This window comes from uncultured Clostridium sp., assembly GCF_900547735.1.
Taxonomy (GTDB): Bacteria; Bacillota; Clostridia; order Lachnospirales; family Lachnospiraceae; genus Otoolea.
Genome location: NZ_URHZ01000044.1, coordinates 15527 through 34634, shown reverse-complemented (window position 1 = coordinate 34634; position 19108 = coordinate 15527). Strand labels below are relative to the sequence as shown.

The following is a 19108-nucleotide window of genomic DNA, read 5'->3' as shown; positions in this document are numbered from 1 at the left end:
GCCCTGCTCTTTGCTTACGCGTACATTATACCACCTCCCCCCTCCCCAATCCAGTTTTTTTCTTTTTGCGGCTTTTACTAACACTTTTTTACCATTTCCTTAATTTCTCTCTTCCTTTCCCTTTTTCTGTTATAATGTCAGTATGCTTTTATTTCTAACTTTTTATTATCTTTACATATTATAAGGAGGTCTTTTATGCAGTATGAAATTAAGGGTGGGAATCTTCCTGTTGTTATCTGTTCGCTGGAGAATGGGGAGTCTATGTTTAATGAGAGCGGGGCTATGTGCTGGATGAGTCCTAATATGGAGATGAATACTTCCGGGGGTGGGATTGGGAAGATGTTTGGGCGGATGTTCTCGGGTGAGAATATGTTTCAGAATGTCTATACGGCCCGCGGCGGTAACGGGATGATCGCGTTTGCTTCTTCGTTCCCCGGTTCTATCAGAGCTGTTGATATTACTCCCGGTTCTGCACTGGTTGTACAGAAAGCAGGGTTTCTGGCGGCTGAAGCAGGGGTTGACCTCTCTGTTTTCTTCCAGAAGAAAGCCGGCGCCGGTTTCTTTGGAGGTGAGGGTTTTATCATGCAGAAGCTGTCCGGTCAGGGTACTGCGTTCCTTGAAATTGACGGGGCCGCGGTGGAATATGATCTTGCGCCAGGCCAGAAGATGATTATTGATACCGGTTATCTTGCCGCCATGACCGAAACCTGCTCCATCGATTTGCAGGCCGTAAAGGGGGCAAAAAATATGCTGTTTGGCGGCGAAGGCTTTTTTAATACCGTGATTACGGGGCCAGGTCATATTATTTTACAGACTATGCCGGTTTCTAAGACTGCTATGTGCATGTATCAGTATATGCCTCACTCCAGTAATTAAGGAGAAAATGAGGATGCCGATAAAGGTAAAACAATAAAAAACATTTGACAAATCTACTTGAATGCATCATAATATAAACAGTAACTATTATTAATATCACAATAAGAAAGGCTGCTTATGAAAACACTCAAGTACAGCCGCCAAAGGGAATCCATTAAAACCTGCCTGATGGGGCGTAAGGATCATCCTACCGCTGACGCCTTATACACCTGCATCCGGGAACAGTTTCCCAATATCAGTCTTGGTACCGTGTACCGGAATCTGAATCTCCTGGTGGATTTAGGCGAAATACGCAAGTTTTCCTGTGGGGATGGAACTGACCACTTCGATTATGACACCTCCCCTCATTACCACTTCGTATGTAAACAGTGCGGAAAAATCATGGATATCTCTATGAATGCGGCAAAGGGACTGGAGGAAGAGGCAGGCAGACATGTTAATGGAACGATTGAAGATCACACTATTTTCTTCTATGGTACCTGCGGTGACTGCTCTTCTGCATCCGGCCAGTAATATTTTTAAAAATCTTTAAAATCTGTATTGACAGATGAAACAAGTTGTGGTATCTTAATATCAGTAATCATTATCATTATTGATTTTGATTACTGATAGACACAACATCAATTAAATTAATATTAATATATGTAAAGAAAAGGAGAGATTAACGATGAAGAAATTTGTATGTATGGTATGTGGTTATGTTCATGAAGGTGAAGCAGCTCCGGAGAAATGTCCAGTATGTAATGCACCGGCTGAGAAATTCAAAGAGCAGGCAGCAGATATGGGTTGGGCCGCTGAGCACGTAGTAGGCGTAGCACAGGGCGCAAGCGAAGATATCATGATGGACTTAAGAGCTAACTACGAAGGCGAATGTAAAGAAGTTGGTATGTATCTTGCAATGGCAAGAGTTGCTCATAGAGAAGGTTATCCTGAGATTGGTTTATACTGGGAAAAAGCTGCTTACGAAGAGGCTGAGCATGCTGCTAAATTTGCAGAGTTACTCGGCGAAGTAGTAACAGACAGTACAAAGAAAAACCTTGAGATGCGTGTAGAAGCTGAGAACGGCGCTACAGCAGGTAAGTTTGACCTTGCAAAACGTGCAAAAGCTGCCAACCTTGACGCAATCCATGACACAGTTCATGAAATGGCCAGAGACGAGGCTCGTCACGGCAAAGCATTTGAAGGTCTGTTAAAAAGATACTTTGCTAAATAATTTTTGCACCACAGCGCAATAACTATAAACAACTTGCAATTTATAAAGTGAAATACTCCTCCACCATTTAAATATTAAAGAAGTCTCAGAGTACACCGGTTTACCTGCCGGGCTCTGAGACTTTTTTATTGAGTGGCAATGAAAAGTCCGCGAAGCGTGCTTTCCGTTGTTATATAAAATTTAGTGCAGGGGAACTATATTCAGGCATCTTCTAAGGAGCCTCTGTTTCCCGGAGAGCCGCATCTGCCACATGCTCCATCAGGATGCAGGATGTAACGGCTCCAACGCCGCCGGGAACCGGTGTAATAGCTTCGACTATCGGCTCAACCGTATTAAAATCCGCATCGCCGCACGTCTTTCCATCGTTTCCCATATTTACACCCACATCGATCACAACCTGACCCGGCCGCACATGTTCCGCTCCGATCAATCCGGCGCATCCCGCCGCGGATACAAGCACATCCGCTTCCCTGCAGAGACGTTTTACTTCCTCCGGGGCCGTAAATATATGGCAAACGGATACTGTCGCTTCTTCATTCAGTAATAGCAGGGAAATAGCGAGGCCTACATTGATTCCTTTGCCTACTACGGTTACTCTTCTGCCCTTCAGAGGGATCTGATAATACTTCAGAAGTTCCAGACAGGCCGCCGCCGTGCAGGGAGCGTATTCGTTATCCGCCCCCGTGACCATCCTGCCCATAGAGGCTGCCGTTATGACGTCCACATCTTTCTCCGGTTTGAGAATCTCCAGCATTTCCGCCTCATTTAACCGGTTTGGCAGCGGGCGGAATATCAGACAGCCGTGAATATCGGAATCAGCGTTGATTTCTTGCAGTACCCGGCACAGTTCCTCTCCAGAAATTTCTTCTGAAAGCGTAATCTGCTTTACCTTTATTCCCAGCTTTTGCGCCTGTTTCATTGCTCCCCGCTCATAGGCAATGTCGTCTCCCCTGCTGCCGACCCGCACAATTCCAAGGGTGGGATTTACTCCCCTTTTCTGCAGAATTTCGCATTTTCTCCCGATTCTCCGGCGCACATTTTCCGCGACCGGTTCTCCTCTTAACAGAAATGCCATCTAAATTCCCTGCTCTTTCAAAAGTTCCTGAAGTTTTTCTTCCTCGCCCGCTTTCATCTTATAGCAGTGCTCCGGGGCCGGGTACGTGCCGTCGTGGCACTCATCTACAAAACGGCCTGCCGCATCCAGGATTATGCCTCTTACATCAGCATATTTTTTGGCAAACTTCGCATTTTTCTCATAGAAGCCCAGTAAATCATAGAAATTAATCATCGGGCTGTCACTGTAAGGTCCGCATCCTGTTCCCAGAATCGGGATGTTGCTGCGCTCATAAATAATCTTGGCGACCTCGGCCGGAACCGCTTCCACCACGATTGCAATGGCTCCCGCCTCCTCAAATGCCTTTACTTCTTTTATCAGCTCAACCGCTGCCATCATGTCGCGTCCCTGGGTTTTATATCCACCCTGCTGAAGCGCCTTCTGCGGGGTCAATCCCGTATGGGCAATGACAGGGATACCCGCCTTTGTCAGCGCCGCAACGGTATGGGCGATTTCCATGCCTCCCTCAACTTTTACGCAGTCCATGCCTGCCTCACGGATATAGCGTCCGGCGTTTCTGATGGCTTCCTCATCGCTGATCTGATAGGAAAGAAACGGCATATCTCCCATGATAAATGCACTCGGCGTCCCTGCGCGCACTGCCTTTGCGTGCTCAATCATAATATTCAAATCCGCCTCATTTGTCGTTTTATGCCCCAGCATAACGGTTGCAATGGAATCGCCCATATTGATAATCTCAATTCCGGCTTCCTCCGCTAATACGGCCATCGGATAATCATAGAGCGCCGTTCTTGCCAGCTTCTCCCCCTTTTCCTTCTTCTCCAGAATATAACTCAGCGTCACCTTTTTTCTAGCTTCCATTCCAGTACTCCTCCTTATTTTGTGTTTGATTATTTTACCTTGTCATCCAGCCCATAGAATTCCACCACCCCGCTCAGGATGTGTTCCCCTATCCCGTCGTATGCCTCATGGGTACTGCCGCCGATATGCGGGCTGACGGTAAATCCCTTTGAACCAAACAGGTCGGATTCCAGTTTTGCATTGTCGCCCAATCCTTTTCCAGCCAGCTCATTTTCCAGCACATCCGTGCTGAAACCGGCAAGCCGGCCGCTTGTCAAAGCTGCTTTGGCCGCAGATTCATCCACAACTCCGCCCCTGGCGCAGTTAATCAGGATTGTTCCATCTCTCATCTGCTCAAATTCTTCCGTCGAGATCATTCCACGCGTCTCGTCAGTCAGCGGTGTGTGGGCGCTTATGTAATCGGAGGCGGCGCAGAGTTCTCCCAGCGTTTCCATTTTGGTAACCCCCTTTTCCTCCATTGCCGCCGCATCCACATAGGGATCGTAGGCTAACACCTTCATGTCAAAGGCCTGCGCCAGATGGGCAACCCGGCTTCCGATTTTTCCAAGACCCACAAGGCCGAGTACATGGCCTTTCAGTTCATGGCCTGTGTACTTGTATTTGTTCCAGATGCGTTCCTCCTGTACCTCTCTGTCCCCTTCCATCGTGAAACGGGATAAATCAAGCATTTTTGATATTGTCAGCTCCGCCACCGCATTGCAGTTGATTCCCGGCGCATTCAGAATACGGATTCCCAGTTGTGCCGCATATCCCAGGTCGATATGATTCGTTCCCGTTGAGCAAACCGCTATCATCTTAACCCGCTTTGCCGCCGCATCCAGAACCTCCCTGCCTATTTTCGGATCAACGCGCATAATCAAAAGGTCGTAATCCGGGAGCAGTTCTTTCAGTTCCTCCACGGACGGCAGGATTTTAATATCCACCTCTACTCCGCGTTCGCGCAGCCCTGAGGCGATCACCTCGGAAACCCGGTCAATAATTAATGCTCTCATTCTATAACAACTCCTTTCTGTGTTTATTCAAATTCATAGATTGGTTCATCAATCAACAACATCATCAGTAGTCAATGACTTGTTTCTCTCCTATTTCGCCGTTTATCGTTTCGCCTTTTGTCATCTCAATCATCGATTGCCTTAAATACCTATTATCCGGATCATCTGTCATCTCATCCCGCCGCTCTCTTCAGTTTCCGGCTCTGCATATACTGGCCGCCTATCACCACAATGAATATCGCATAGCAGATAAGATCGGTCTTAATTCCCGGCCAGATGCCGCAGACTGCGCAGACTGCCATCAGTATCCGTTCCAGAGGATTCAGTTTGCGGAACACAAATCCTTCAAAGCAGGCGCACATACAGAACAGGCCTACAAAGCTGGAGAATATGATAGAAACAATCGAAAATACATTTCCCTGCAGCAGCAGTTCCTGATGGTATACGAACATAAACGGCAGTATAAATCCGGGAAGTCCCAGTCTTGTGGCCGTGACCGAGGTCTTAAAGTAGTCCGCCTTGGCAATCTTTGAAGCGACTAGGGCTGCGCTGGCGACCGGCGGCGTGATGTTTGCCAGAGCCGCATAATAATAAATGAAAAGGTGGATGGCAAGCTTGTCAAATCCCAGTTCCACCAGTACGCTGCCGGCAAGGGATGCCACCAGGACATAAGCGGCCGTTGTCGGGACCCCCATACCGAACAGGATCGTCACCGCCATGGTCAGAATCAGTGCAACCAGGCCCACACTGCCGGAAAGTGTTTTAATAAAGAATACAATGTTCATGGCAAGACCCGTCATAACGAAGATCTGTGTGACAATTCCCATCGCCGCACAGGCCGCCGCAACCGTCATGGCGCTTTTGGCCCCGCTTACCAGACCGTTATATAAAAATCCCCAGAATTGGCGGGTGAAAATAAATTTCGGATTGTGCAGGGAATGTTTCACCGCATAGCAGATGACCAGTATCACACAGCCCAGAAATGCGCTTCGCATTACCGAGGTTCCTGAAATCAAAAGGACTATAATTGCCAGCAGCGGGAGAAAGAAGATTCCATCCTCTTTCATCAGCTTCTTCTTATCCGGAATCATTTCATCCGGAAGCGGTTTGAATCCGCAGCGCAGAGCGCGCATATGTACGGAAATTCCCGTTGTTACATAGTACATAAGCGCCGCCGGCAGTGCGCAGAGTGCAATCTTGGCGTAGGGAACTCCGATAATCCCGGCCATAATGAAAGCTCCGACTCCCATGACGGGAGGCATAATCATGCCGCCTGTCGATGCGACCGACTCGATGGCGCCCGCGTAATGCGGTTCATATCCCCTGTCCTTCATCATTGGGATTGTAAATGTGCCGGTGGATGCCACGTTTGCCACGGCGCTTCCGTTGATGGAACCAACCAGGCCGCTTCCGATTACCGCTGCCTGCGCCGCGCCGGAACGTGTTTTTCCGCCGATGGCAATTGCAATATTAATAAAGAACTGTCCCGCGCCGCTGGATTCCAGCAGGCCTCCAAAAATCATAAACAGGACAATATAGGTGGCCGAAACATTCAGAACCGTTCCGAAAATTCCATACAGATATGTGGTAACGCTGGCAATCAGTCTCGGCCAGCTATATCCGCCGTGATGAAAAAGTCCCGGCAGAAATTTTCCAAAGTGGCCGTACAGCAGGGAAATGACAACCAGTCCCGGCAGGAGCAGCCCGTAGGTACGCCGCGTGGCCTCCAGAACAGCCAGAATCATAAGCAGTCCGATGATGGTGTCCATTCCCGTATACCTGCCCGCCCTGTTCAGCAGAGCTTCAAAGTTTACAAAGATATAGGCTGTGGAAACAAGAGCCATTATTAAAAAACAGATGCTTGCTATTTGTGACAAATACACACGGCGCGGATTCTTATCGTCTTTGATTGTCATTGCGCTCAAAAATACCAGCGCCAGTGCAAAAGCAAGGTGGATATCCATATGCTTGGTGGGATCCATGGTCGGTATCATCACCTGCCAGAGATGGTAAACACTCATAGCAAAAGCCGCAACAGGAAAGATCTTACCTGCAATTTTGCTTATTTTGTTTTCCATGCAAAATTCCTTTCTTTTATCTGATGAAAAACCCGGACATCCTGTCCGGCGGTCCGGGTTTCCCGTTATAATATGGTTCCTTTACCTGACTCTCTTTTTACTGGCCGATCGTATAAGCGTCATCCCATACACCCGCCTCTTTAAAATATTTCGCAGCGCCCGGATGGAGCGGTACTTCTTTGGGCAGGCCGTGAAGTGCGTTTTCGGCGGTAATGCATTTTGCCGGGGCATAGTAGCTCTCCAGTGAATCTACATTTTCACAGATTGTTTTAACAAATGTATAGGCGACTTCCTCGCTCATCGCCGCAGAAGCAAACTGCTCTGCCGGAGCAGCCATATTAACATAATCTGCTTCCACGAATGGCAGCGTCCCGCCCGCAATGACGGACTGGAAGAAGTCCTTGCTCTTGCTGCAGGCTAGTTCAATTTTTTCCGGATCCTGAGGAAGCGCCCGGCAGTCAACCGTGGTATAAAGGGATTCCAGATAGGATGCGGGCACTTTCGCGCTGCAGAAACCCCAAATCATGTCCACGGTTCCGTCCTTCAGTGCGTCCACAGCCTGATCATTGGCCAGATTGAGCATCTTACAGTTGCTGTCGTCATAGCCGTAGGCCGACATAAGCGCCGTGGCCATCGATGCAATTCCGGAACCGGAAGGTCCCAGAACTATGGTCTTTCCCTGCAAATCTTCCAGCGACTGGATGCTGCTCTTATCAAGCACAATCGCCACACTCTCCACATCATACAAATCCATCAGCGCAAGAATTTTATCATTGGCTCCATCCTCCGCAAATGGCCCCTGCCCCACATAGGCGTCATACATCTGTGTGGTATGTCCAATGTTAATGTCACCGGAAGACAGCAGACGGCAATTCTCAATGGATCCGCCTGTCGCCTGTACCGTGACGGTCATATTCGGTATCTTCTCCTGCATAACGGAAGCGCACGCTGTCCCCATTAACTGAATCGTGCCACCCAGAGTGCCGGTTCCCCATGTCAAATCCGTCTTTTCAAGCGTTGTCTCCCCAGACGCCCCCTGTTCCCCCGCAGATTGTTTTGAAGCTTCCGTATCGGGTTTCGCCGACGAAGCGCTTCCCGATCCCCCACAGCCGCTTAACCCGCCGAGCATTGCTGCCAAAATGGTTAACATAAAAATCCGAGTACCTGTTTTTTTCATGTAATTTCCCCTCCTTATAGCGTTTGCCTGACTCACCAAAATAAGCCAAAATTATTTATGTAGTTAAATCATATATTACAATGTCTTATAAGTACACGATCTATAAATCATTTGAACTATAACTTTTTGTCATAAGTCTATAAATACACGTCTGAACCGGGAAAGCACCGGTTATGGTAGAAGAAAGAGTCCGGCTCGCCAGACTCTCGCGCCGAGCGCGGCCGCATAGCGGCATATTACATCTTCGCGCGAGTGCGCATCCTGCCCGAAGGGCTTTTAATATCATAGGAGCACTTTCCTATGATATTAAAAAAAGAGCCTCCGGCCGTCATTGCCCGGAAGCTCCATCTATTCTTTTCCTTTTATCTTTTATCCTTTATCCGTCTGTTTCCTGCTGCTGTCTTCTCTGCTCAAAATACTGCACTACAAACCGCTCAAACAGCTTAATAATATAGGTTTTGTATGTATTTTTATTCTGCATCAGAGTTCCCACCCACGGGAATCTCTCCTTTAAGGGAATAATTGTCACCCCGGGACTTAAATGACTCTGTACTGCATAGGGACGCGGCAGGATGCAGATTCCCCTGTCGCACTCCGTCATCTGAAGCATAAAGTTGACCTTGGAGCTGGATATGTTCACTTTTGGGATGAATCCGGCCTTCACACAGCGTTCCGTAATCTGCTGGGACAAAGCGGATGAATACGTATAAAGGTTAAATTTCTGATGCTCCAGTTGTTCGAATGTGACGCTCGGATACCGGGACAGCGGATTTTCTACGGATGCAATCACGACCATCTCGTCCTCAAACAGGACGGTATCCTCGAGTTCCGGAAAAGATTCCCCTGTAATTCCAAGGGCCAGATCCAGACTGCCGTCGAGGAGCATCTTTCTCAGCCTCCGGCTCCCGTCCTCTATCAGCTGCAATTCAATATCCGGCCACTGTCTGTTAAAATTCGTCACAATGTCAACCACATAAAGAGATGCTATCATCGGGGTAACACCCAGTTTCAGTTTCCCAACCGGCGCCGAATGCATTGTCTCCACAAAGGCGGACAGTGAGTCAAACTCCGCAATGATCGGCACAACACGCTGATAAAATTGCTCCCCATAGTCCGTCAGATAAACTCCGCTCTTTTGAACCCTGAAAAGCGGCACTTTCAGTTCCCGCTCCAGTTTCTTTATCAGCTTGCTCAATGCCGGCTGGGACAGATACAGGTGCTCCGCCGCCCGCGTATAACTCTGATCCCGGGCAACCTGTACAAAATATTTAAGAACTTTTATATCCATCCAAACCACCTCCCCAAATGTTAACCGCACACTCCCCGGTCAGATCACCGCCTTCAATAAAGGAGCAAACGGCTTTTGGCCATATTGCTCCTCTTTTATTAATTGATGCTCTTTTCTTTATTACTGCTCTTTTCTTTATTACCGCTCTTTTCTTAATTCACCTGATTTACCGGCTTTCCGGCCACATAAGATGCCAGATTATCAGCCGCTATTTCCAGAAGTCTTGCTCTGCTCTCTTTTGCCGCCCACGCAATATGCGGGGTGATGATGCAGTTTTGCGCGGAAAGCAGAGGATTCTCCATGGAAACCGGTTCCTCCGAAACGACATCCAGGCCAGCTGCATACACTTTTCCACTGTTCAGCGCTTCGGCGAGGTCTTCGTCCACAATGAGGGCTCCTCTGGAACTGTTCAGCAGAATGACTCCGTCCTTCATTCCTGCGATTGTCTCCCTGTTGACCATTCCCCTGGTGTCCGGGAATAACGGACAGTGGAGAGCGATGACATCGGATTCCCGGAACAGTTCTTCCCGCTCCGCAAACTTCACGTTCTCTGTCTCCAGTTCCGGCTTCCTGAAACCGTCATTATAGAGAATCTTCATTCCCAGTGCGGCGGCGATGGCGGCTGTCCTCTGGCCAATCCGTCCAAAGCCCACAACACCCATGGTTTTCCCCGACAGCTCAATGAGCGGGTAATCCCAGAAGCAGAAATCCGGCTGATTCCCCCATCTTCCCTCCTTCACGGCGTCTCCGTGGTGGCCGACGCGGCTGCAAATCTCCAGCAGCAGAGCGATGGTAAACTGGGAAACCGAGTTGGTCCCATAGGTCGGGATATTGCAGACAGGAATATTCTTCTCCCTGGCCGCGGTAATATCTATCCCGTCATACCCGGTTGACAATAAACCGATGTAGCGGATGGAAGGACAGCTTTCAATTACCTTCCCGGTTAACGGCACATTGGATACCAGCACCGCCTCCGCATCTCCTATCCTCTCAATAATCATATCCGTATCATCGACTGGAGTCCTGTCATAAATCCTTAATTCACCCAGCTCTTCAAAACGCTTCCAGCTTAAATCACCGGGATTCTTTACATATCCGTCTAATATAACAATTTTCATTGCTCTCTTCCTTTCTACAGCGCTAAAGCTCCAGATGTTTCAAAAGCAGTTCCAGGGACCATTCCAGGTGGGCGCTGAGCGCCGTCTTCAATTTCTGAAGATCCCTCTCTTTCAGACAGTCCAGCAAATCCAGGTGCTGTTTCGTGCTCTCCTCCAGATCGAGGGATACACTGAACGAAATAACCCTGTAACGATCCACATTAAAATAGATCTGATCCATCAGGATTTTAATATACCCGTTATTCGATTTCTGGACAATTAAATCGTGAAACTGGCCGTCCAGCTTGCTGAACTCCATCCTGTCTATCCCTTCACCGGCCGCGTGACGGTCAAGCAGGGACTGAAGACTGCTTCTTACTTCTTCTATCTCTTCGTCGGTAATCTGAAAAATCGAAGTCTCGCAGGCAATTAGTTCAAGTGCCTCCCTGACCTCATAAATATTTCTTACGTCTTTTGATGTGAGCGGTTTTAAGAAGGTTCCCAGACCTTTTCTGGATTCCAGGAATCCCTCTGCCTGCAGGCGGCGTATCGCCTCTCTCACAGGTGTCCGGCTCATGTTCAGATAAGCGGCCAGCTGATTCTCACTTAATAACTCACCCGGGCTTATCTCCTCTTCAATAATCAAGTTCCTGATTCCATCATAAGCCATCTGTACATAGCTTGGCTTCTGTGTTTTTCTTAATAGACTGTTCTGTTCACCCATTTACATAATTCCTTGTCTGCATATATATTTGAAACCAGCTGTAAAATTTACGTCTTTATCCCCCTGGTCATGGGGAATCCCCTGCTGAATAGTTACCATTATCTTACTATTAAAAAAGGCCCCTGTCCAGTGTGGCAGGAGCCTTTTCCCCTTTATTTTACAGCTTTTTTACTATTTAAGGAATATTGTTGTAAAGATAGGCACATATGTAATTAAAAGTAATACCGCAATCAGCGCCAGCAGTGGTTTTATAATCTTCTTCGTCAAATCCTCAATTGAAACTTTCGATATTGAGGAGGCGACAAACAAATTAATTCCGTAAGGCGGACTGCAGAAACCGATCGCCAGGTTCATCGTCAGCATAATACCAAACGTGACCGGATGCATGCCTATTCCCGTACAGATGGGAAGCAAAATCGGAGTAAGGATAATTGTTGCAGGAATATTATCAATAAACATACCGACAATCAGCAGGAAGATATTGATAATCAGCAGGATCAGGATCGCATTGTCCGTCAGCCCCAGAATTACCTGTGCAATCATATTCGGTATCTGCGCCATCGTAAGGAAAGCTGCAAATACGGTTGAAAAACCTACCATGAACGTTGTCGCTCCGTTTACCACGATTGCGTCTTTAAATGATTTATACGCGCCTTTGATATCCAGCTCTTTGTATACAAATACCCCGACAATGAATGAGTACACAACGGAGATAACCGCAGCTTCCGTCGGTGTGAAGAAACCGGAATAGATTCCTCCCAGAATAATAACTGGTGATAAAATCGCCCAGAACGCATCTTTAAATGCCGCCCATATCTCTGCCGGGCTGGACGCTTTTTCTTTCCCCCTGTAACCGTTTTTCTTCGAAACAAAGTAACAGACAATCATGAGGGCAACACCCATCATAATTCCGGGCATAAAACCGGCGGTAAACATATCCGTAATTGAAGTTCCCGAAACAACACCGTAAATTACAAATGGAATCGACGGCGGAATAATGACGCCGATCGTTCCCGCTGCCGCTGTAAGCGCCGCACTGAACGGTTTGTTGTAGCCGTGATCCACCATCTCGGGAATCATAAAAGCTCCTACGGCCGATACCGTTGCCACTGCGGAACCGGATATTGCGGCAAAGAACATACACACAATGATAGTGACCATACCAAGGCCGCCTGTAACATGGCCAATCAGTGCATCGAAGAAATTCACGAGCCGCTTAGCAATGCCGCCGCTGCTCATCAGATTCCCCGCCAGCATAAAAAATGGGATAGCCAGAAGCGGGAATGAATCGACTCCGGTAATCGACTTCTGTGCAATAATAATCAGAGGAATGTCTGAAAAATAATATATTGCAATCAAACTGGAAATACCAATGGCATATCCAATTGGTACTGTCAGGAGCAGTAGCACGAAAAAGCTTCCAAATAATACGGCTGCACTCATATGACATTTCCTCCTTCCTCAACTTTTATAAAAAATTTCTTCACGTCCTTCACCAGTACTCCCATCATTCTGACGCACACAAGAAACGAGGCAATCGGGAATACGGAGTAGACGTATACAAGCGGCAGCCTGAGCCCTGAGGAAACAGCTTTTCTGGCTGCCATAGACACCAGCAGATCTTTGCCGTTTACTACCATATAGGCGCAGAACAGGAACCATATCAAATCAGCCAGAAGACCGATTGCCGCCTGTACTTTTTTATTTTTAAGGAAAGAATAAATCAATGTTACTCTGATATGCTCATCATATTTCAGGGCAATACTGGCCCCCAGCCAAATCTGCCAAATGAAGATGTACCTTGACAGTTCCTCCGACCAGGTAAGTGAGTTTTTAAACACCGTCCGCATTATAACCTGTAAGAATACCAGAAGCACATTTATTATAAGACTGGTAACCAGAAGGTATTCTTCCAGATTGTTGTAAATCCTGCCTATCCTCGAAAGTATACTTTTCTTTTCCATGCTTCAGCTCCTTTAACCTTTGTACTTACTGCTCGTATTTTTCTGCCATGTTAAACACTTCTTCTCCAAACTGAGCTTTATACTTATCATACATTGGTGCAAGGGCTTCTTTAAATACTGCTTTATCCTCTTCAGTCAGCCTGTTGACCTGCATTCCATCCTCTTCCAGTTTTTCAACAAAGAGGTTTGTGTCTTCAAGTTCCATCTTACGCTGTTCTTTAACAAACTCTGCCGCCGCTTCTGTAATAATCTGCTGCTGCTCTGCCGTCAGGCCGTCGTAAAAATTCTTGTTCATGATGAAACCAAGGAAATTGTTAACATGCTCCGTGACGCTTAAATATTTCTGCACTTCCTGGAACTTGCTCGCGTAAATCAGAGACGGCGGGTTTTCCTGTCCATCTATCGTGTTCTGCTGGAGTCCCGTAAACAGTTCGCTGAAGCTCATCGGTGTTGCGCTTGCCCCCAATGTGTTGAAGAAATCGATAAATACCTGATTCTCCATAACCCTCATCTTCAGTCCCTTTAAATCCTCGGGCTTTGTGATAGGACGTACATTGTTCGTCATACTTCTGAGGCCGTTGTAGGAGTAACCGAGGCTGTGGATTCCAACCGCTTCCAGTTTCTCATTAAAGTAATTGCCCATGTCTCCATCCATTGCGGCGAATGCATTTTCCGCATTGCTGAAGAGCCATGGCATATCCATTACACCGAAGTCGGGTGAATATGCCACCAGAACCGATGTGGAAGGAAGCGCTGCTTCCAGAGTTCCCATTGCCACTGATTCCGTAAGTTCTGAATCGCCGCCGAGTGCACTGTTGGGATGGATTTCCACCTTGATTGTGCCGCCCGACTTTTCTTCCACCGTTTTCTTGAAATATTCTACCAGTGCCTTATGTGTGGAACGGTCTTCCGCCTCCACGTGTCCAATCTTGATTGTAACTGCCGCAGCCGATGCCTGACCCCCCTGGCTCTCGGCCGCATTGTCTCCCTCAGCGGCAGGAGCCTGCGTCTGGGCTGCCTGATTCCCCGCATTTCTTCCGCCACACGCACTGAGTCCGAAGGCCATCACCGCTGCCAGACCAAGAGCCATCACTTTTTTAGCTTTTTTCATAGTACATCCTCCTTGATTTTTCATCCTTTGAACTTTTTACCCTCTTTGAATCATTTATAAAATTTCAATAATTCCGTTGTCTGCATCTACCCTGATTCTGTCTCCGTCCTTTACATCCTCATAAAAAGCCGGGTCGACCTTGTCAACCATCGGTACTTCCATAATAATGGCGCTCGATACAAGCACGGTCTCCGGAAACTGCACAATCATCGCAGCCGGCATGTTCTGATGCATTTTAAGCTGGTATAAACCGTCTGCCTGAACTACGGAGCTTCCCTTTCCGCCCGGGAATATCAGCACTTTCTTTGCCACCGATCTTCCCTCCAGATCGTGGGCCTTCTCAATAACCTCCCCTGTCTCAGGGTTCATCAGATAGAACATAATGTGATCCTTTGAAACGATTGCTTCCGCCTCTGCAGAACCTTCCGATATTTTATGGCAGCTGTATTTTTTCATCTTACTTTACCTCCCCTGTTAATGCCGCTTCAATACATGTATCTAAATCGCGGATGACAAAATGGATTCCTCTTCTCTGCGGATAATACGCGCACTTCGGAGACTCCGTTACGCCTACTTTTCCGTTCAGATGGCGCCAGCATGGCTGATCCGGACAGGAATCCGGCACAATAAATCCGCCTGCTTCCGTAATGATCTCGTCTAATCCCATCCTCTCCGCCATTTCTTTTACAAGGCTGGAGGTTAAAATCCACATTTCTTTTTCCAGTTTCTTTCCTTCGATCTTTTCGGCAATGTGTTTTACCTCATCCAGCGTAAAATGCGGACATCCGAACATAACAAAATCGATGGGGCGGTTTCCTTCCAGGGAAATCTCTTTCAGGATATCTTCCATATCCTGGTTTGTGATAACAACCTTTCTCTCCGGCTCTTTGCCGCCGAACGCAGTCGTGAGATCCGGCGCCTCCGGTGTTACACCGAGGATATGGTACATGCCGTAGGCTCCCGATGTATTCAGTTCTGCTCCCAGATTCCTGAGCGCTTCCTTCGTGATGGTTTCTTTAGGAAGTCCGGTGAATACTGGAATTCCCTCACCAATCTTCTTTCCTAACATACCCAGGATATGATAATCGTAGGCTGTCTTCATATCGGCTTCTACCTCTACGAGAATATTGCCTTTTCTGTTCTCATCCAGAAGAAGACCGTATTCCGGTACAAAACCGGTTACTGCAGCACAGAGCGCGCTGTTAGCTCCCTCACGGTTGCTTCTTGCCCCCCATACCGAATTGACGTAAGGAGTTGCACTTGACTCTGAGAATGCGATAACTTCCTTATACATTGGAACATTCGTGTCAATATACGGCGTGCAGTTATATGTAAGCTGAGCTCCAATTCCCTTATAGGCATTGTGGGTTCTCTGCATTAAGTCGGCAAATTTCGGGTCCACCATATCTCTCTTTGTGAAGAAGTCATAGCAGAATCCCGGATTGACGGTTGGAGCAATACGGCACTTCGCGCCCTCGCTCAGTAATTTTTCGCAGAACCACAAATCGGCTTCCTGATTGGAAAGCGCTACGTGAGCCCTTGTAATCGGCACCATCCTTGGAGCATCAAAGCACTCACCGATGGCCACCTGAATTTTCATGGCGTATGCGGTTCCTTTCCCATACTTTCCATCCAGCATATCCTGCTGTTCCTGTGTCAGTTTCATAAAAACCTCCTCCTTATTTTTTTATATTTTATATGTTAATTTGACGGATTAATCCGTTTATACTATCCTGATTCTCGCATCTTCCCTGATGTCGTTCAGCACGGCGTCTGAAACTTCGATATATTCCAGCTCCAGTGTATTCTTGATCTTTACAATGCGCAGATGTTCTTTTTCTACATTTCTGATACACTTGACCGCCACGCGGACCGCTTCGTCCTCATCGGCCGCCACTAACGGCACACGGCAATCCTCTATACACCGGCAGGCAATAGCATTGGCATACATGGCCTCATAGTCCAGCTGCTCAAATACCTCCTTTACCGTCACGTCGAAAAGCCCAACCCCTATGGCATTCCCATGCGACTGCGGTGTAACCCCCAGTAAGACCATCCGCTTGATCTTCGGAACGGGAAGACAGAACTGCTTCAGTACGGAACTTTTCCCGAGAATATTGGGATCGTAACCGGCTCCCGAAATATTCTTTCCAATCTCCTCGACAACCAGCACGTCGATTTCAGGTGGGATCAAGATCGGCATTTTAGTTCTGGCGATCTTTACCAGTTCCTTCTCCCGTTCTATCAGCACATCGGCGGGAACCGCCTCCACCATGAATGTCTCATCGTATGCATTCTCAATTGTTGCGATTCCATAGGCTACTTTACATTTCTCAAGAATGAGTCCGGCGGCATCCTCTATAATCGCTGCAAATTCATCCGGATCTTCCTCGTGGATGGAGGAACAGCCTATCTGGTTGCCCAGTCCAATCACCAGCATCTTGCAGAGACCACTCTGTAAATCTCCTACAAAATCCGTGTGCAGCTTGACGCGGTTGATGGGAATGATTGCGTCGGCTTCCATGGCTGCTCTGTCAAAATAAACTTTTTTACCGGACGGTGTCACTCCCAGATAATTGACATCTACTGTTGTAACTACCTTGACTCCCAGGTTCTCCTCCGTGATTCCATAGCTTTCAAGAACCTCTCTCTGTCCTTCCTCCGTGCCGTTTCCATGGCTGCCCATGGCCGAGACGATATACGGGCTGGCGCCCCTGGCCTTCAGCTCATCCACTACGGTCTTTACAATCAGATAAAGATTCTTAATTCCACGGCTTCCAACTGCGACGGCTACCTTCATCCCCGGACGGATCTTCTTTGTTATTTCTTCCTTCTCCAATTCTCCCCTTAACATTGTTTCCACACCGTTTAGTGAAGTTCTGTCAAAGAGCTGTTGCACTCTGTGTAGTTTCGGCAACGCATATGTATAATCCTCACTTAAAAGCACCGGCATAAGCAACCTCCCTTACCGTACATCTTGTATGTAACTTGTATAATCTAATTATACATATTTATCATTAAGTGTCAACAGAAAATATTTGGTTAATTTTCAATATTCTCTGATATACTTGTATTAAATTGTAAGTTAAATCGTTTTATCAACATTAATTCAGTAACATCAGGAATCTAAGAGGTGAAAAAACAAATGAAGTCAGAATTCTCTATCTATTTATTTAAGAATATTTTAGAAAAGTAATGATAAACTACATAAATAAAGGTGTAAGTTCAATATTAATTCTGAAATTATTATACCTTCATTTTATATTAGAATTAAAAACAGATTTAAGTACTATCAACCGTCTATCTTTCATCCCTTCATACATCCCATCCATTGCTTATAACAATAAGACTAAAAAAGCTGCTGAATCCAGACATACAGTCTAAAAGATTTCAGCAGCATTCTATCACCGGAAGCGTCCCCGGTCTCTGACCGTCACATCAGCCTCTTCATTTTCATTTCCACATCTTTTTCATTTCCACATCTTTTTCATTCTCTCCATCGCCTCTCTGGTGTTTTCCAGTGTTCCAAAAGCGGACAGCCGGAAAAATCCTTCTCCGTTCTTTCCAAACCCGCTTCCCGGAGTTCCGACCACATGGGCTTTTTCTAACAGCTCGTCAAAAAAATCCCAGGATTTCATCCCGTTCGGGCACTGCAGCCAGATATAAGGGGAATTCTTTCCGCCGACATACCAGATTCCAAGCTCTGTCAGCGTCTGTGTTATCACTCCGGCATTTTCCTGGTAAACGTCGAGATGTTTCCGGCATTCTTCTAATCCTTCCGGGGAAAAAGCCGCCTCGGCCGCCCTCTGGACCGGATAGGAAACGCCGTTAAATTTCGTTGTCTGTCGGCGGAGCCACATTTTTCTGATAGACATTCCCTCCCGTATAAGCTCACCGGAAATCACCGTGTAACCGCAGCGTGTTCCCGTGAAACTGGCCAGCTTTGACAGAGAACAGAATTCGATTGCACACGTCTTGGCGCCCTCGATCTCAAAAATACTTCTCGGAAGATCCGGTTCCAGGATAAATGACTCATAAGCGGCGTCAAAAAGAATCACCGCCCCCTGCTCATTGGCAAAATCCACCCATTCTTTGAGCTGTTCTCTGTTATACACGGCGCCGGTGGGATTATTAGGGGAACAGAGATAGATCAGATCTGCCTTCCGCCCCTTTTCAGGCAGGGGAAGAAACCCGTTGCTCACATCGGCGTCCAGGTACTCGATATTGCTTCCCGCCATCACGTTCGTATCCATATAGACCGGATACACCGGGTCCGGAATTAAAACCGTATTATCCTCATCAAAGAGATCCAGAATATTTCCCAGGTCGCTTTTAGCCCCGTCGCTGATAAAAATATCTTCCGCTCCGATTTTTACGCCAAAGCCGCCATAATAATCACGGATGGTATTCCTGAGGAAATCATATCCCTGTTCCGGGCCGTAGCCGTGAAATGTCCCTGCATTCCCCTGCTCCATTGCCGCCCGTGAAAATGCCTCCGCCGCCTTTTTACAGATTGGCAGGGTCACGTCACCGATTCCCATACGGATTATCTCTGCCTCCGGATGAGATGCGGTGTAGTCTTTCACCTTTCCGGCAATTGTGGAAAACAGGTAGCTCTCAGCCAGGTTTCTGTAATTTGCATTCAGTTTCAT

The 19108-nt window shown here is 47.3% G+C and carries 18 protein-coding genes; 3 read left to right on the top strand and 15 right to left on the bottom strand.

The features are described 5' to 3' along the window. Positions 1 to 195 precede the first annotated feature (195 nt). The 3 genes from QZT18_RS14395 to QZT18_RS14385 all read left to right on the top strand — a co-directional run bounded on the left by QZT18_RS14395 (position 196) and on the right by QZT18_RS14385 (position 2089). Positions 196 to 876 (top strand): TIGR00266 family protein, encoded by a 681-nt coding sequence (locus QZT18_RS14395; RefSeq protein ID WP_294148690.1) that lies wholly within the window; start codon positions 196 to 198, stop codon positions 874 to 876. Positions 877 to 993: 117 nt separating this feature from the next. Beyond that, on the top strand, positions 994 to 1389 hold the full coding sequence (locus QZT18_RS14390; RefSeq protein ID WP_294148689.1) for a transcriptional repressor: 396 nt from the start codon (positions 994 to 996) through the stop codon (positions 1387 to 1389). A gap of 154 nt (positions 1390 to 1543) precedes the next feature. After that, the gene (locus QZT18_RS14385) at positions 1544 to 2089 is read left to right on the top strand and encodes an NADH peroxidase (RefSeq protein WP_294148688.1); all 546 of its coding nucleotides are present in this window, start codon (positions 1544 to 1546) and stop codon (positions 2087 to 2089) included. Between the two features lie 211 nt (positions 2090 to 2300). Here the strand turns inward: QZT18_RS14385 and QZT18_RS14380 are convergent, their stop codons facing one another. From QZT18_RS14380 to QZT18_RS14310, 15 genes are all read right to left on the bottom strand, one after another. After that, on the bottom strand, positions 2301 to 3164 hold the full coding sequence (locus QZT18_RS14380) for a bifunctional 5,10-methylenetetrahydrofolate dehydrogenase/5,10-methenyltetrahydrofolate cyclohydrolase (protein WP_294148687.1): 864 nt from the start codon (positions 3162 to 3164) through the stop codon (positions 2301 to 2303). After that, entirely contained in the window at positions 3165 to 4025 is an 861-nt protein-coding gene (gene panB, locus QZT18_RS14375) for a 3-methyl-2-oxobutanoate hydroxymethyltransferase (RefSeq protein WP_294148686.1), read from the bottom strand. A 29-nt stretch (positions 4026 to 4054) separates the two neighbouring features. Next, positions 4055 to 5017 carry an NAD(P)-dependent oxidoreductase gene (locus QZT18_RS14370; protein WP_294148685.1) on the bottom strand — a complete coding sequence of 321 codons (963 nt, stop codon included), beginning with the start codon at positions 5015 to 5017 and terminating at the stop codon, positions 4055 to 4057. A 173-nt stretch (positions 5018 to 5190) separates the two neighbouring features. Beyond that, positions 5191 to 7095 carry a TRAP transporter permease gene (locus QZT18_RS14365; protein ID WP_294148684.1) on the bottom strand — a complete coding sequence of 635 codons (1905 nt, stop codon included), beginning with the start codon at positions 7093 to 7095 and terminating at the stop codon, positions 5191 to 5193. A 97-nt stretch (positions 7096 to 7192) separates the two neighbouring features. Next, the gene (locus QZT18_RS14360) at positions 7193 to 8272 is read right to left on the bottom strand and encodes a TAXI family TRAP transporter solute-binding subunit (RefSeq protein WP_294148683.1); all 1080 of its coding nucleotides are present in this window, start codon (positions 8270 to 8272) and stop codon (positions 7193 to 7195) included. Positions 8273 to 8648: 376 nt separating this feature from the next. Next, entirely contained in the window at positions 8649 to 9560 is a 912-nt protein-coding gene (locus QZT18_RS14355; RefSeq protein ID WP_294148682.1) for a LysR family transcriptional regulator, read from the bottom strand. 152 nt (positions 9561 to 9712) lie between these two features. After that, on the bottom strand, positions 9713 to 10678 hold the full coding sequence (locus tag QZT18_RS14350; protein ID WP_294148681.1) for a D-2-hydroxyacid dehydrogenase: 966 nt from the start codon (positions 10676 to 10678) through the stop codon (positions 9713 to 9715). Between the two features lie 22 nt (positions 10679 to 10700). After that, on the bottom strand, positions 10701 to 11381 hold the full coding sequence (locus QZT18_RS14345; protein ID WP_294148680.1) for a GntR family transcriptional regulator: 681 nt from the start codon (positions 11379 to 11381) through the stop codon (positions 10701 to 10703). A 171-nt stretch (positions 11382 to 11552) separates the two neighbouring features. Then, complete coding sequence (locus QZT18_RS14340) at positions 11553 to 12824, bottom strand: TRAP transporter large permease (protein WP_294148679.1); 1272 nt, start codon at positions 12822 to 12824, stop codon at positions 11553 to 11555. After that, positions 12821 to 13345: a TRAP transporter small permease gene (locus tag QZT18_RS14335; protein WP_294148678.1), complete on the bottom strand. Its 525-nt coding sequence runs from the start codon at positions 13343 to 13345 to the stop codon at positions 12821 to 12823. Before QZT18_RS14335 ends, QZT18_RS14340 begins: the two co-directional genes overlap by 4 nt. Before the next feature lie 25 nt (positions 13346 to 13370). Continuing rightward, positions 13371 to 14456, bottom strand: a complete 1086-nt coding sequence (locus QZT18_RS14330) for a TRAP transporter substrate-binding protein (RefSeq protein WP_294148677.1) — start codon at positions 14454 to 14456, stop codon at positions 13371 to 13373. 54 nt (positions 14457 to 14510) lie between these two features. Next, on the bottom strand, positions 14511 to 14912 hold the full coding sequence (locus tag QZT18_RS14325; RefSeq protein ID WP_125143066.1) for an aconitase X swivel domain-containing protein: 402 nt from the start codon (positions 14910 to 14912) through the stop codon (positions 14511 to 14513). A gap of 1 nt (position 14913) precedes the next feature. Then, complete coding sequence (locus QZT18_RS14320) at positions 14914 to 16122, bottom strand: aconitase X catalytic domain-containing protein (protein WP_125143065.1); 1209 nt, start codon at positions 16120 to 16122, stop codon at positions 14914 to 14916. Between the two features lie 57 nt (positions 16123 to 16179). Beyond that, entirely contained in the window at positions 16180 to 17409 is a 1230-nt protein-coding gene (locus QZT18_RS14315) for a lactate racemase domain-containing protein (protein WP_294148676.1), read from the bottom strand. A gap of 517 nt (positions 17410 to 17926) precedes the next feature. Then, positions 17927 to 19108: an LL-diaminopimelate aminotransferase gene (locus tag QZT18_RS14310; protein WP_294148675.1), complete on the bottom strand. Its 1182-nt coding sequence runs from the start codon at positions 19106 to 19108 to the stop codon at positions 17927 to 17929.

What these genes read in the sequence shown, in the direction of transcription:
- QZT18_RS14395 (WP_294148690.1), top strand. Translation starts at nt 196, where the DNA reads ATGCAGTATGAAATTAAGGGTGGGAATCTTCCTGTTGTTATCTGTTCG.
- QZT18_RS14390 (WP_294148689.1), top strand. Translation starts at nt 994, where the DNA reads ATGAAAACACTCAAGTACAGCCGCCAAAGGGAATCCATTAAAACCTGC.
- QZT18_RS14385 (WP_294148688.1), top strand. Translation starts at nt 1,544, where the DNA reads ATGAAGAAATTTGTATGTATGGTATGTGGTTATGTTCATGAAGGTGAA.
- QZT18_RS14380 (WP_294148687.1), bottom strand. Translation starts at nt 3,164, where the DNA reads ATGGCATTTCTGTTAAGAGGAGAACCGGTCGCGGAAAATGTGCGCCGG.
- panB (WP_294148686.1), bottom strand. Translation starts at nt 4,025, where the DNA reads ATGGAAGCTAGAAAAAAGGTGACGCTGAGTTATATTCTGGAGAAGAAG.
- QZT18_RS14370 (WP_294148685.1), bottom strand. Translation starts at nt 5,017, where the DNA reads ATGAGAGCATTAATTATTGACCGGGTTTCCGAGGTGATCGCCTCAGGG.
- QZT18_RS14365 (WP_294148684.1), bottom strand. Translation starts at nt 7,095, where the DNA reads ATGGAAAACAAAATAAGCAAAATTGCAGGTAAGATCTTTCCTGTTGCG.
- QZT18_RS14360 (WP_294148683.1), bottom strand. Translation starts at nt 8,272, where the DNA reads ATGAAAAAAACAGGTACTCGGATTTTTATGTTAACCATTTTGGCAGCA.
- QZT18_RS14355 (WP_294148682.1), bottom strand. Translation starts at nt 9,560, where the DNA reads ATGGATATAAAAGTTCTTAAATATTTTGTACAGGTTGCCCGGGATCAG.
- QZT18_RS14350 (WP_294148681.1), bottom strand. Translation starts at nt 10,678, where the DNA reads ATGAAAATTGTTATATTAGACGGATATGTAAAGAATCCCGGTGATTTA.
- QZT18_RS14345 (WP_294148680.1), bottom strand. Translation starts at nt 11,381, where the DNA reads ATGGGTGAACAGAACAGTCTATTAAGAAAAACACAGAAGCCAAGCTAT.
- QZT18_RS14340 (WP_294148679.1), bottom strand. Translation starts at nt 12,824, where the DNA reads ATGAGTGCAGCCGTATTATTTGGAAGCTTTTTCGTGCTACTGCTCCTG.
- QZT18_RS14335 (WP_294148678.1), bottom strand. Translation starts at nt 13,345, where the DNA reads ATGGAAAAGAAAAGTATACTTTCGAGGATAGGCAGGATTTACAACAAT.
- QZT18_RS14330 (WP_294148677.1), bottom strand. Translation starts at nt 14,456, where the DNA reads ATGAAAAAAGCTAAAAAAGTGATGGCTCTTGGTCTGGCAGCGGTGATG.
- QZT18_RS14325 (WP_125143066.1), bottom strand. Translation starts at nt 14,912, where the DNA reads ATGAAAAAATACAGCTGCCATAAAATATCGGAAGGTTCTGCAGAGGCG.
- QZT18_RS14320 (WP_125143065.1), bottom strand. Translation starts at nt 16,122, where the DNA reads ATGAAACTGACACAGGAACAGCAGGATATGCTGGATGGAAAGTATGGG.
- QZT18_RS14315 (WP_294148676.1), bottom strand. Translation starts at nt 17,409, where the DNA reads ATGCCGGTGCTTTTAAGTGAGGATTATACATATGCGTTGCCGAAACTA.
- QZT18_RS14310 (WP_294148675.1), bottom strand. Translation starts at nt 19,108, where the DNA reads ATGAAACTGAATGCAAATTACAGAAACCTGGCTGAGAGCTACCTGTTT.